Annotated in this window: 15 protein-coding genes and 1 pseudogene; 13 read left to right on the top strand and 3 right to left on the bottom strand. The window is 69.4% G+C overall.

From position 1 onward, the window contains the following. Positions 1–298: 298 nt before the first annotated feature. A complete protein-coding gene (locus J1C73_RS22990; protein WP_207318087.1) occupies positions 299–766 on the bottom strand; it encodes a MarR family winged helix-turn-helix transcriptional regulator in 468 nt (155 codons plus the stop codon). Between the two features lie 402 nt (positions 767–1,168). Here J1C73_RS22990 and J1C73_RS22985 point away from each other — a divergent pair. From J1C73_RS22985 to J1C73_RS22975, 4 genes and pseudogenes are all read left to right on the top strand, one after another. Continuing rightward, positions 1,169–1,777 (top strand): annotated as a pseudogene (locus J1C73_RS22985) (MFS transporter); the annotation flags it as partial. After that, positions 1,778–2,002 (top strand): SDR family oxidoreductase, encoded by a 225-nt coding sequence (locus tag J1C73_RS35135; RefSeq protein ID WP_242644575.1) that lies wholly within the window; start codon positions 1,778–1,780, stop codon positions 2,000–2,002. A gap of 105 nt (positions 2,003–2,107) precedes the next feature. Further along, positions 2,108–2,644, top strand: coding sequence for a hypothetical protein (locus J1C73_RS22980; RefSeq protein WP_307797777.1), 537 nt, complete (start codon positions 2,108–2,110; stop codon positions 2,642–2,644). A 125-nt stretch (positions 2,645–2,769) separates the two neighbouring features. Then, complete coding sequence (locus J1C73_RS22975; RefSeq protein ID WP_207318085.1) at positions 2,770–2,919, top strand: hypothetical protein; 150 nt, start codon at positions 2,770–2,772, stop codon at positions 2,917–2,919. A gap of 113 nt (positions 2,920–3,032) precedes the next feature. On the opposite strand, the gene J1C73_RS22970 is transcribed toward J1C73_RS22975, so the two are convergent. Next, the gene (locus J1C73_RS22970; RefSeq protein WP_207318084.1) at positions 3,033–3,638 is read right to left on the bottom strand and encodes a TetR/AcrR family transcriptional regulator; all 606 of its coding nucleotides are present in this window, start codon (positions 3,636–3,638) and stop codon (positions 3,033–3,035) included. A gap of 70 nt (positions 3,639–3,708) precedes the next feature. Between J1C73_RS22970 and J1C73_RS22965 the strand changes: the two genes are divergently transcribed. Then, the gene (locus tag J1C73_RS22965) at positions 3,709–4,602 is read left to right on the top strand and encodes an NADP-dependent oxidoreductase (protein ID WP_207318083.1); all 894 of its coding nucleotides are present in this window, start codon (positions 3,709–3,711) and stop codon (positions 4,600–4,602) included. 173 nt (positions 4,603–4,775) lie between these two features. On the opposite strand, the gene hppD is transcribed toward J1C73_RS22965, so the two are convergent. Beyond that, positions 4,776–5,921 (bottom strand): 4-hydroxyphenylpyruvate dioxygenase, encoded by a 1,146-nt coding sequence (hppD, locus tag J1C73_RS22960; protein ID WP_207318082.1) that lies wholly within the window; start codon positions 5,919–5,921, stop codon positions 4,776–4,778. Positions 5,922–6,054: 133 nt separating this feature from the next. Between hppD and J1C73_RS22955 the strand changes: the two genes are divergently transcribed. The 8 genes from J1C73_RS22955 to J1C73_RS22920 all read left to right on the top strand — a co-directional run. Further along, the gene (locus J1C73_RS22955) at positions 6,055–6,528 is read left to right on the top strand and encodes an Lrp/AsnC family transcriptional regulator (RefSeq protein ID WP_207318081.1); all 474 of its coding nucleotides are present in this window, start codon (positions 6,055–6,057) and stop codon (positions 6,526–6,528) included. Positions 6,529–6,543: 15 nt separating this feature from the next. Continuing rightward, positions 6,544–7,191: an ABC transporter permease gene (locus J1C73_RS22950; protein WP_123471377.1), complete on the top strand. Its 648-nt coding sequence runs from the start codon at positions 6,544–6,546 to the stop codon at positions 7,189–7,191. Next, positions 7,184–8,446 (top strand): betaine/proline/choline family ABC transporter ATP-binding protein, encoded by a 1,263-nt coding sequence (locus tag J1C73_RS22945; protein ID WP_207318080.1) that lies wholly within the window; start codon positions 7,184–7,186, stop codon positions 8,444–8,446. The genes J1C73_RS22950 and J1C73_RS22945 overlap by 8 nt, the downstream gene beginning before the upstream one ends. Continuing rightward, positions 8,443–9,324, top strand: a complete 882-nt coding sequence (locus tag J1C73_RS22940) for an ABC transporter permease (protein ID WP_207318079.1) — start codon at positions 8,443–8,445, stop codon at positions 9,322–9,324. The genes J1C73_RS22945 and J1C73_RS22940 overlap by 4 nt, the downstream gene beginning before the upstream one ends. Beyond that, positions 9,324–10,322: a glycine betaine ABC transporter substrate-binding protein gene (locus J1C73_RS22935; RefSeq protein WP_207318078.1), complete on the top strand. Its 999-nt coding sequence runs from the start codon at positions 9,324–9,326 to the stop codon at positions 10,320–10,322. The genes J1C73_RS22940 and J1C73_RS22935 overlap by 1 nt, the downstream gene beginning before the upstream one ends. A gap of 99 nt (positions 10,323–10,421) precedes the next feature. Then, a complete protein-coding gene (locus J1C73_RS22930) occupies positions 10,422–11,036 on the top strand; it encodes a winged helix-turn-helix domain-containing protein (protein ID WP_207318077.1) in 615 nt (204 codons plus the stop codon). Positions 11,037–11,092: 56 nt separating this feature from the next. Continuing rightward, entirely contained in the window at positions 11,093–11,311 is a 219-nt protein-coding gene (locus J1C73_RS22925; RefSeq protein WP_207318076.1) for a hypothetical protein, read from the top strand. 3 nt (positions 11,312–11,314) lie between these two features. Continuing rightward, the coding region (locus tag J1C73_RS22920) for an MFS transporter (protein ID WP_207318075.1) at positions 11,315–12,153 on the top strand (839 nt) is incomplete at its 3' end.

The raw sequence follows: 12,153 nt of genomic DNA, 5'->3' as shown, positions 1-12,153 counted from the left end.
GCCGCCCCGGCCGGGGCGGCGCGGACGGTTGATGACGGAGTCCGGCTTGCAGTCGGGCACCGACTTCCGCGTCACGGTCCCCAGCTTCAACTGCGCCTGCACCAACGCCGCCTTGGCCGAACCCGAATCCCGACCGTCGCACGGCCGCTGCGGCGCGCCGCCGGGGTCTCGTGTGCGGGCTCCGCCGCCATGCGTTCATCCCCGAACGCGTCCACAGGAGGTTCGGTCGCGCCGACGCCCTTACGCCCCACGGCGCCGAGCCGCTGGTTCACCCCGTCAACGCGGGCGGACCGCCGCCCTACCGCGCGCGTGTCCCGCCCAGCCCTTCAAGCTGCTCGATGCCCGCGTTGAGCTCGACCAGCAGGGCCAGGAACCGGTCGGTCGTCCCGTCGGCCCACCCTGTCGCCTCGATGAGACGCGTGGCGCCTTCGAGACTGATCTCCCGGTCGGCTTTCAGCCGTTCCAGTCCCAGAGCGGTGGGCCGGTACTTGCGCGCCATTCCACCGTCGGGATCCGGGATGCGTTCCACCAGGCCGTTCCGCAGCATGGGGCTGACCTGGCGATTGATGGTGGAGACGTCCACGTGGAACGTGTGCGCCAGCTCCTTGAGGGTGAGCGGCCCACCGGCCTCCAGGCGGGTGAGCAGCACGTAGGCGGAGCGCTCGAGGCTCTGGCCGATACGAGGACCGCGCGAGGCGACGAAATGGCGGGACAGGAGGGTCAGCTCCCGTTCGAGATCGCGCAGCCGACGCTCGTCCTCATCCATGGTCCTGCCCTCCGTTGCGACGCCTCACCTCATCATCGCGCATGCCCGCCGCCCCTCGCCCCGGCCACCCGAGCCAATTTGTGCACAGTGCACATCATGTGTACTTTGAACTAGAGATGCATAGCACACACCGCCGCCGTGAAGTGTTTCCGCTTCTCCCGGCACCGATCCCCGAGGCGCGGTCCGGGACATGAGACCGGCACCGGCCATGACCGCCTTACCGGGGTGCGCCGTCCGGACGCCTCTGTGCCGTCCTCGTCCGGAGCACCCTGCGGCAGGCCCTTCGCCCGCGCCCCGAACCGCTCATCGATCCCACCCACACCGCCCCGCTCGCGAGTGCGCCGACGCCCGGGCAGCCGCCGCCGCGCCCGAAGGGCGTCCACTTCCTCAAGGAGATCCCCCTTGCCGACCACCACCATCCGGCGGGACCCGGGCGCGATCACCGCCGTGATCGCGCTGAGCGGGATCGTCGTGTCCCTCATGCAGACGCTCGTCGTGCCGATCATCCCGCGCCTGCCCGACCTCCTGCACACCACCGCGTCCAACGCCTCGTGGGTGATCACCGCCACGCTCCTGGCGGCGGCCGTGGTCACCCCCATCGCCGGGCGGCTCGGCGACATGTACGGCAAACGCCGCGTCCTCATCCTCAGCCTCCTCGTGCTCGTCGCGGGGTCCCTCGTGTGCGCCGTCTCGGACAGCCTGGTCCCGGTGATCGTGGGACGGGCGCTGCAGGGCCTGGCCACCGGGGTGATACCGGTCGGCATCAGCGTCCTGCGCGACGAGCTGCCGCCCGCCCGGGTCGGCGGAGCCGTCTCGCTGGTCAGCGCCACGCTCGGTGTCGGCGGCGCGATCGGTCTGCCGGTGTCGGCCGCGATCGTCCAGTACGCGAACTGGCACGTCCTGTTCTGGCTCGCCGCCGGCCTGGGAACGGTCTGCCTGCTGCTGGTGACCCTGCTGCTGTCCGAGTCCCCGAACCTGTCACCCGGCAGGTTCGACGCCCCGGGCGCGGTGATGACCCCCGCCCTGGAGAACAGCCTCCCCCAGGAAGTGGTCGACAGCCTCAAGCGGGGCAACGCCCTCCCCTACCTCGGCTCCCCCGAGGACATCGGCCACACCATGGTCTTCCTCGCCTCCGACGAGTCCCGCTACCTCACCGGACAGCTCCTCGTGGTGGACGGAGGCATGACCGCACAGTCCTCCGCCGCGCCCGGACGCCGCGCCATGCTCCCCGCGTAGCGCCTGCGGCCCGGAGAGGCCCTGAGGCCGCTTGTCGGCACGCCGTGCCACACTCCTCCCTTCGAACGCGGGGCGTACGCTCCCGCGGCCTGGGAGGGGACGACTGTGAGCAGGACTGTGGCCAGGACGAAGTGGGCTGCCCTGGCGATAGCGGTCATCGCGCTCGGAGCCACGGGCTGCGGCACGGGCGCCGCCGACACCGGAGCGGTCGCGGCGCCCCGGCCCGAGGGCACCGGCCCTCTCGCGAAGAAGGACGTGCGCGCGGACCTCGACACCTCGGTCGCGGACGCGGGCGTTCCGGACAACGCCCCGGAATTCGGACGGGACGCACAAGAGGGCACCTCGGGCGGCTCGCCGCGCTCGTGCGCCGTCGCATTCAAGGGCTTCGGCACCGACACCACGTCTGTGGACCTCACCCGATTCGAGGCGGTGGTGAGCGAGCTGCGCGAGCGCGACTGGCAGCAGCCCCGGGAGGATCTCAAGGGCGCGGACGCCGTGGGTGAGACCCGGGTGGTCCTCAAGCAGCGCGGCTGGACCCTGGTAGCGGGGTACATGGACATCCAGAAGGGCGTGATCACCCTGCTGGCCGCCGAGGACGCGTGCATGAAGAGGAACGGCGCCGACACGGGTCTGTTCGGCTGACCAGCCGCCCTCACGGCTTGAAGAACACCACGTCAATGACGGACGTCGTCCACCGCGATCGCACGTGCTGACGATTCTCCGAGATCCCGCCTCCTCGGCGGTGAGGACTCACGGGCGTCCATGCGATGAGCGAGCCCTTCGTGGAGATCAAGCAGATGGACGAGCACGCCGTCGCGTTCGGGGAGTCCTGGCCTGGGCGGAAGGGGCTGGTGGCCGTGTCAGCGGCCTATCCATCGATCGTGGTCGACGGCTGGAGTCAGGAGGGTTGGGTCTGATGTCGGCGTACAGGTCTGTGCTGAGCCAGGTACGGCCCGTACACGCACACGAAGCTGTACGCCCTGGCGACGGCTGCCCGGATCGGTGAGCGCCGGGCGGGGTCGAGTCCTGATTACGGTCCGGCCGTGCCGGTGGAGTTCCCGGAGGGGCAGGTGACGGCCCAGGCCGCCTCGATCATCCGGAAGACCTCGTCCAACGCGGCGTCCGGACTGGGCGCCTCTCGGGCCAGTGAGTAGGCGTCGATCACGAACCTCGCGATCGCCCGGCTCGCCGTTGCGGTCTGCGACAGGCCGGGATCGGCGGCGATGGCCGTCGCCAGCGACTCCGCGTGGCGCAGCCACATCGACTCCTCGTACTCCCGCAGGGCGGGAGATTCGTCGATCATGCGCCAGATCGGGGCGGCGCTGTCCGCCGTGCAATGTCGGACCAGGGCCTGGATCTCGCGGCGCAGCGCGGGGATGAGCGGCTCGTGCGGCGCCCGGCCGGTGACCGCCTGCGTGAGGCGTCGCTCGAAGTCATCGTCCTGCTCGAACACCAGGGCCTCTTTCGAGGCGAAGTGGGAGAAGAGCGTGGTGACGGCCACGTCGGCCTCAGCGGCTACGTCACGGATTCCCACCGCCTCGTACCCGCGTTCCAAAAAGAGCCGGAGGGCCGTGTCGGCGATCTTCTGGCGGGTCGCAGCCTTCTTGCGCTCACGGCGTCCGGGTGGCACGGTCACGCCCTGACACTATCAGATACGAACACGTATCAACTCCAAAAAGCTAACCGTTAGTGTTATGGTCCACCGCATGAAGAGAGTGAGCTTCGCCGAGTTCGGCGGTCCGGGCGTTCTGCACCTCATTGACGCCGAGGAGCCCCACGCGGGCCCCGGCCAGATACGCATCGCTGTGCGGGCGGCGGGCGTGAACCCCGTCGACTGGAGGGTCCGTGAAGGACAGGTCCTGGGGGCGCATCCGATCGAGTTGCCTGCCGGAGTCGGGCTGGACGCCTCCGGGGTGGTGGACGAGGTCGGCGAGGGCGTCGAAGGGGTCGAGATCGGTGACCACGTGTTCGGCGAAGGCTCAAGCACCTATGCCGAGTTCGCCGTGCTGTTGGCCTGGGCCCGTATGCCCGAGGGGCTGACGTTCGAAGAGGCAGCCGGGTATCCCTCCGTGGTGGAAACCGCGCTGCGCATCATCGGCCAGGTCGGTGTGCGGTCCGGGCAGACGCTGCTGGTCAGCGGTGCGTCCGGGGGAGTCGGATCGGCGGTGCTGCAGATCGCCCGAGACCGCGGCATCACGGTGATCGGCACGGCTGGGGCCGCGAACCAGGACTATCTGCGCAGCCTGGGCGCCCTCGCCACGACCTATGGCGAGGGCTGGGTCGAGCGGGTGCGGCAGCTCGGCCAGGTCGACGCGGCCCTCGATCTGGCCGGCTCGGGCGTGATCGGCGAGCTCGTCGATCTGACCGGGAACCCGCAGAAGGTGATCTCCATCGCCGATCTCGGTGCGCCGGAGCTCGGTGTCCGATTCTCCGGCGTGGCCGGGAGCGTGCCGGAAGCGCTCGCCGTGGCCGCAGACCTCATCTCGCGGGGAAAGCTCCACATTCCGGTCGAGAAGTCGTACACGCTCGCCGAGGCCGCGGCGGCGCACATCGACAGCCAGGCAGGCCACACGCGCGGGCGCCGGGTCATAGTCGCCTGAAAGCCGGACGGGCGGTTCGGTCTCACCCCGAGACGACGGATTGCCTGGCTGAGCGCATTCGCGCGTACGCCGGCACCTGACCGGGTGAGGGCCGCGGGACAACCGCGACGGGCGGGCCGGAAGGATCCGGCCCGCCCGTCGCGGTCACCCTGTCCCCGTCACCCCCGCATCGCTCAGAGGTTGCCGCGGCGCTCCTGCTCGCGCTCGATCGCCTCGAACAGGGCCTTGAAGTTGCCCTTCCCGAAGCCCATCGAGCCGTGGCGCTCGATCATCTCGAAGAACACCGTCGGCCGGTCCTGGACCGGCTTGGTGAAGATCTGGAGCAGGTAGCCGTCCTCGTCGCGGTCCACCAGGATCTTCTGCTCGCGCAGGGTCTCCACCGGCACCCGGGTCTCGCCCGCCCACTCGCCCAGCGTGTCGTAGTACGAGTCCGGGGTGTCCAGGAACTGGACGCCGGCCGCGCGCATCGCGCGCACGGAGGCGACGATGTCGTTCGTGGCGAGCGCGATGTGCTGGACGCCCGCGCTGCCGTAGAACTCCAGGTACTCGTCGATCTGGGACTTCTTCTTGGCGACGGCCGGCTCGTTGATCGGGAACTTGACCTTGAGGGTTCCGTCGGCGACGACCTTGGACATGAGCGCGGAGTACTCGGTGGCGATGTCGTCGCCCACGAACTCCTTCATGTTGGTGAAGCCCATGACCTTGTTGTAGAAGCCGACCCACTCGTTCATCCGGCCGAGTTCGACGTTGCCGACGCAGTGGTCGATGGCCTGGAAGGTCCGCTTGGCGGGCGGCTCGACGACCGGCGCGGCCGCGGCGTAGCCGGGGAGGTAGGGGCCGTCGTAGCCGGTGCGCTCGACCAGGGTGTGGCGGGTCTTGCCGTACGTGGCGATGGCGGCCAGGACGACGGTGCCGTGCTCGTCCTTCACCTCGTGCGGCTCGGTGAGGCCGAGGGCGCCGTGCTCGACCGCGTAGGCGTACGCGGCGCGCGCGTCCGGGACCTCGATGGCCAGGTCGACGACGCCGTCGCCGTGCTCGGCGACGTGGTCGGCGAGGAAGCGGCCGTGGTCCGTGGCCGCCTTGATGACGGAGGTGAGGACGAAGCGGGCGGAGCCGTTGGTCAGGACGTAACTGGCCGTCTCGCGGCTGCCGTTCTCCGGTCCGGAGTAGGCGACCAGCTTCATGCCGAAGGCGGTCGAGTAGTAGTGCGCGGCCTGCTTCGCATTGCCGACGGCGAAGACGACGGCGTCCATTCCCTTGACCGGGAAGGAGTCGGCCTGCCGTGCACTGTCGGGGGTGCTGTGCATCGTCTCAGTCATGTCCGAAGGGTCTCGCCGCTTCGCAAGGTGCGCAACAGTTCGCGAAATCGCTGGGCAGTCTGTGCAGTGGATGGCCATGATGGGCGGGCTATCTGTACATGCTGACCATGACAGGGACTCCCGGAGGCGGACCGTGGCGATCGATCATCTGGACGGGCGGCTCATCGTGCTGCTGGCACGTGAGCCCAGGATCGGCGTACTGGAGGCTTCGCGCCGGCTCGGCGTGGCGCGCGGGACGGTGCAGGCGCGGCTGGACCGTCTTCAGTCGAATGGCGTCATCCGCGGATTCGGCCCCGACGTGGACCCGGCGGCGCTCGGCTACCCGGTCACCGCTTTCGCGACGCTGGAGATCAAGCAGGGCCAAGGGGTCGACGTACGGGCGCACTTGGCCGGCGTACCGGAGGTGCTCGAACTGCACACCACCACCGGGCACGGCGACATGTTCTGCCGGCTCGTGGCGCGTTCCAACGCGGATCTTCAGCGGGTGATCGACCTGGTTGTCGGATTTGATGGCATTGTCCGGGCCTCCACCGCCATCGTCATGGAGAACCCCGTACCCCTGCGCATCATCCCGCTCGTCGAGCAGGCGGCGCGGGACACCGACTGAGCCGAGGAGTGCCGTGTGAGCTTCTGGGAGTATCTGGGCAATCAGCACCAGCAGCTGCTCACCGACACGTTCCAGCACGCCAGCGCCGTCTTCCAGTGCATGGTCATCGCGACGGCGCTGGGCGTCCTGATCGGCGTCGTCAGCTATCGCAGCGGCTGGGGCGGCTCGCTGGCGATCACCTCTACGGCGACCATCCTGACCATTCCGTCCCTTGCCGCGATCGGTCTGCTGATCCCGCTGGTCGGACTCGGTGTGGCGCCGACCGTGATCACCCTGACGCTGTACGGGCTGCTGCCGATCGTCCGCAACTCCGTCGTCGGACTGCGCGGGGTCGACCCGGCGCTCGTGGACGCGGCGAAGGGCATCGGCATGTCGCGGATCACCCGGCTCCGCAAGGTGGAACTGCCGCTCGCCTGGCCGCCGATCCTCACCGGCATCAGGGTCTCCACCCAGATGCTGATGGGCATCGCCGCCATTGCCGCGTACGCCTCCGGGCCGGGGCTCGGCAACGAGATCTTCCGCGGTATCGCCTCGCTGGGCAGCGCCAACGCGATCAATCAGGTGCTCGCGGGCACGCTCGGCATCGTCATCCTCGCCCTGCTCTTCGACGCCGCGTACGTACTGCTGGGACGGCTCACCATCCCGAGGGGTATCCGTGTCTGAGACCGCGGCGGAAGCCGAGCAGGAGCCCGCCGTCAACGCCACCTCCGGTGCCACCATCCAGCTGGAGAACCTGTCCAAGCTCTACCCGGGCAACCCGAGCCCGGCCGTGGACAACGTCTCGATGGACATCAAGGCCGGCGAGACCGTGATCCTCGTCGGCCCGTCCGGCTGCGGGAAGTCGACCACCCTGAAGATGATCAACCGGCTGATCGAGCCGACCTCCGGCCGGATCAGGATCGGCGACGAGGACGTCACCGACATCGACCCGGTGAAGCTGCGCCGGAAGATCGGGTACGCGATCCAGTCGTCCGGGCTCTTCCCGCACATGACGGTCGCGGAGAACATCGCCCTGGTACCGAAGATGATCGGCTGGTCGAAGTCGAGGGTGAGGGACCGGGTCGAGGAGATGCTCGATCTGGTCGGGCTCGACCCGCGCGAGTTCCACAGCCGCTATCCGCGCGCCCTCTCCGGCGGTCAGCAGCAGCGGGTGGGCGTGGCGCGGGCGCTGGCCGCCGATCCGCCGGTGCTGCTGATGGACGAGCCGTTCGGCGCGGTCGACCCGATCACCCGTGACCACCTCCAGGACGAGCTGATCCGGCTCCAGCACGAACTGCACAAGACGATCGTCTTCGTCACCCATGACTTCGACGAGGCGATCAAGCTCGGCGACCGGATCGCCGTGCTGCGCGAGCACTCGCACATCGCACAGTTCGACACCCCGGAGGCCATCCTCACCAACCCGACGGACGACTTCGTCTCGGGCTTCGTCGGGGCCGGTGCGGCGCTGAAGCGGCTCAACCTCACCCGGGTACGGGACGTGGAGATCGCCGAGTTCCCGACGGTAACGGTCGACGACCCGCTCCAGGAGATCTTCAACAAGCTGCGCAGCGGCCCGCACAACGAGCTGCTGATGCTGGACCGCAGGAACCGCCCCTACAAGTGGCTGCGGCGCGGCGACCTGATGCGGGCCCGCGGTTCGCTGGCGCGGGCCGGGCAGCTGGTGCACGACACGGTGACCAGGGACGCGACGCTGCACGACGCGCTGGAGGCGGTGCTGACCGACAGCGGCGGGCGGGTCGCGGTGACCGGGCGGCGCGGCGAGTTCATCGGGGTCGTCGACATGCACACCCTGATGAACTCGGTGCACGAGCTGCTGGAGGCCGACCGGCTCACCGCCATGGAGCACCAGCACGAACTCCAGGAGCTGCGCACCCATCAGACCGTGCAGGAGCAGGAGGGCGGTGCGGGCGTATGACTCCCAGCTCTCCGTCCGGCCCCGGCCCCACCGGTCCGGTCCCCGCGTCCGACCGGGACCGCCCGCCGGGCGAGCACGACGTCAAGGGCCATGCCTTCCGCGACGAGGAGGAGGAGCCGCCTCCTCCCCCGGCCCGGCCGGCCCGCCGGATCACCTGGCGCAAGCTGGTGCTGGTGCCCGCGGCGCTCGCGGTGGTCCTGATCGTCACCTACGTATGGATCAGCAATGTCGAGCTCGACGCGATCGCGAAGAACTCGCTCGCGGGCGACACGGTTCAGCTGCGCTGGTGGCAGCACGTCAGGCTGACCGCCATCTCGACGTTCTGGGTGCTGATCATCGCCATTCCGCTGGGTATCGCGCTGACCCGGCGGGGGCTGCGCAGAGCCGCCCCGGTGGTCACGGCGATCGCCAACATCGGGCAGGCGACCCCGGCGATCGGTCTGCTGGCGCTGCTGGTGATCTGGCTGGGCATCGGCCCGTCGACCGCGATCACGGGCATGGTGATCTACGCCGTGCTGCCGGTGCTCTCCAATACGGTCGCCGGCCTGAAGGCGATCGAGCCGACCCTGGTGGAGGCCTCGCGCGGCATCGGGATGTCGGCGATGGGGACGCTCACCAAGGTCGAACTGCCCCTCGCGGTGCCGCTGATCCTGGCCGGGGTACGGACCGCGCTGGTGCTCAACGTGGGCACGGCGACCCTGGCCACGTTCGGGGGCGGCGGCGGGCTCGGGGACCTGATCACCTCGGGCATCCAGACCCAGCGGATGCCGGTGCTGGTGCTCGGTTCCGTTCTGACGGTGGTGCTGGCGCTGCTGGTGGACTGGCTGGCCTCGCTGGTCGAGGTCACGCTGACGCCGCGTGGACTGGAGGTGGGGTGATGGGTTCGGCGGGCAAGGGTACGAGGCGCGGGGTGCGGACCGGGCTGGTGGGTGCGGTGGCGCTGGCCCTGGCGCTCTCCGGGTGCGGCCTGAAGAGCGGGTCGCCGATGGTCGACAACGTGAAGCCGGGGTCGGTGGGGAAGGGCGAGCCGCTGCACGGCGCCTCGCTGACCGTCACCTCGAAGAACTTCAGCGAGAACATCGTCCTGGGCCAGATGATCGGCCTGATCTTCAAGGCAGCCGGGGCCGAGGTGCTCGACCGGACGAACCTGCCCGGGTCGATCAGTGCGCGCGAGGCGATCCGCCAGGGCAACGCCGATGCGATGTACGAGTACACGGGCACCGCCTGGATCACGTATCTGGGCCATTCGAAGCCGATCGTCAACCCGTTGAAGCAGTGGGAGGCGGTGCGCGACGCGGACCGGAAGAACGGGGTGACGTGGCTGCCGCAGTCCACCCTCAACAACACCTACGCGCTCGCCATCAGCAAGAAGAACAACGCGAAGTACCACCTGAAGACGCTCTCCGACGTCGCCGCGCTGTCGAAGAAGAACCCCTCGGCGGTGACGATTTGTGTGGAGAACGAGTTCGCCGCCCGCAACGACGGGCTGCCGGGCATGGAGAAGGCGTACGGGATGTCGATCCCCGGCGCCAACATCAAGAAGATGGACGCCGGGATCGTCTACACCCAGGTGTCGAAGTCCAACTCCTGCCTGCTGGGTGAGGTGTTCACCACCGACGGCCGGATCAAGGCGATGGCCCTCGACGTACTGAAGGACGACAAGCACTTCTTCCCCAACTACAACGCGGCGCCCGTCATTCACACCCCGACGTTCGACAAGTACCCGGTGATCGCCTCGCTGTTGGACCCGCTCAGCGCACGGCTGACCACGGAGGTCGCCCAGACGCTGAACGCCAAGGTGGACGTCGACGGGGACGACCCTCACCAGGTGGCGAAGGACTGGCTGGTCGCGGAGGGGTTCATCAAGGAGGGCTGAGGGATCGGCGGGGAGCCGACGGGGGCTGTTTCCGAGTTCCGAAGAAAGCGATGCAAAGAACCTGTTGCAAAGACTCCTTTGTAACTCTACGGTTGAGGCATGGCAGAGAACGAGGCCGGGCCGGACGACACAACGGCAGGCACCCCGAACATCCACATGGTGAACGCCCGCACCCTGCGCGGGCTGGCCCACCCCCTGCGGCTGCGGCTGCTGAACACCCTCCGGGAGTTCGGTCCGGCCACCGCGTCGAGTCTCGCGGACCGGCTCGGTGAATCGAGCGGCGCCACCAGCTACCACCTGCGACAGCTCGCCTCGTACGGCTTCGTGGAGGACGACCCGGAGCGCGGCAAGGGCCGCGAGCGGTGGTGGAAGGCGGTCCACCTGGGCACCGCCTTCAACAGCACCGCGGACTTCCTCCGCGACCCGGACCCGGAGATCCGCGGCGCCATGGGCGTCGTGATGCACGAGATCGCCGGCCTGCACACCCAGGAGCTGAACACCTGGCTCGGCACGCTGCACGACTGGCCCGAGGCGTGGCTGCGCTCCTCCGACCTCAGCGACTTCAAGGTGCGCCTCACGCCCGAACTCTCCCTGGAAATGGCGGAGAAGGTCCACGACCTCATCGAGAGCTACCGGGACCGGGTCCCGGAGGGCACCGAGGGCTCCGCCCTGGTCCGCACCCATCTGCACGTCTTCCCGCGCCCCACCGACTGACCGACCGCCTGACTGAACTGACTGACTGACTGACTGACTGAGGGGAACACCACGCCATGCATCCCGAGACGCACCTTCAGCTGCACGACCTCCGCTCCGCCGAACTGCGCCGCCACGCCGATGACTTCCGCCTCGTCCACCCCCGCAGCGACGCCGGCCCACGCACCCCTCGCACGGACATGCGGACCCGGCTGGGCTGGACCATGGTCGAAATGGGCCTGCGCCTGATACCGGACCGGTCCGCCGCACCGTCCCGCGCCCCTCGAACGGCCTAGTCCGTGGGCGGGGGGAAGAACACACCGGACCGCGTACCGCTCGTCGCCGCACTGGCGGCCAACTCCATATCCACAGCGGGTACTTCACTCACCCTGATCGGCGTTCCGTGGTTCGTCCTGGAGACCACCGGCAGCGCCGGCCGGGCCGGGGTCGTCGCCTTCTGCGCGACCCTTCCGATCGTCGTCTCCGCGCTGATCGGCGGACCCGTCATCGACCGGATCGGCCGGCGCCGGGTCTCCGTCGCCTCCGACACGGTGTGCGGACTGGCCGTCGCCGCGGTCCCGTTGCTCCACTACGCCGACGCACTCGCCTTCTGGATGCTCTGCGTCCTGATGGCCGTCAACGGGCTGTTCCACACGCCCGGCAACACCGCGCGCTACGTCCTGGTCCCCGACCTCGCCGAACACGCCGGCACCACACTCCCCCGCGCCGCCAGCCTCTTCGACGCGGTCTCGCGCGGGGCCAGGATGGTCGGGGCGGCGCTGGCCGGGGTACTGATCGCGCTGGTCGGCGCGGAGACCGTGCTACTGCTGGACGCGGCGACCTTCCTCGCCTCGGCGGCGCTCATCGCGGCAGGGGTACGGGGCGTGCGCGCCGCCGAGCCCCTCAAGGCCGCGGCACCCGTCTCCCTGCCCACCTACAAGCGTGAACTGCGCGAGGGATACGCCTACTTGCTCGGCAACCGGCTGCTGCTTGGCGTCGTCGTGATGGTCCTGTTCATGAACGGCACCGACCAGGGCTGGAACGCCGTGCTGCTGCCGGTGCACGCGTCGGCCGAGCTGGGCGGGGCGCGCGACCTCGGGCTGCTCACCGCGCTGTTCGGAGCGGGCGGCCTGACCGG

The sequence above is a fragment of the Streptomyces laculatispora genome, assembly GCF_017353455.1.
In the GTDB taxonomy this organism is placed as follows: Bacteria; Actinomycetota; Actinomycetes; order Streptomycetales; family Streptomycetaceae; genus Streptomyces; species Streptomyces laculatispora.
Note: the sequence above shows the minus strand (reverse complement) of the source record. Positions and strands in the feature narration are given on the sequence as shown.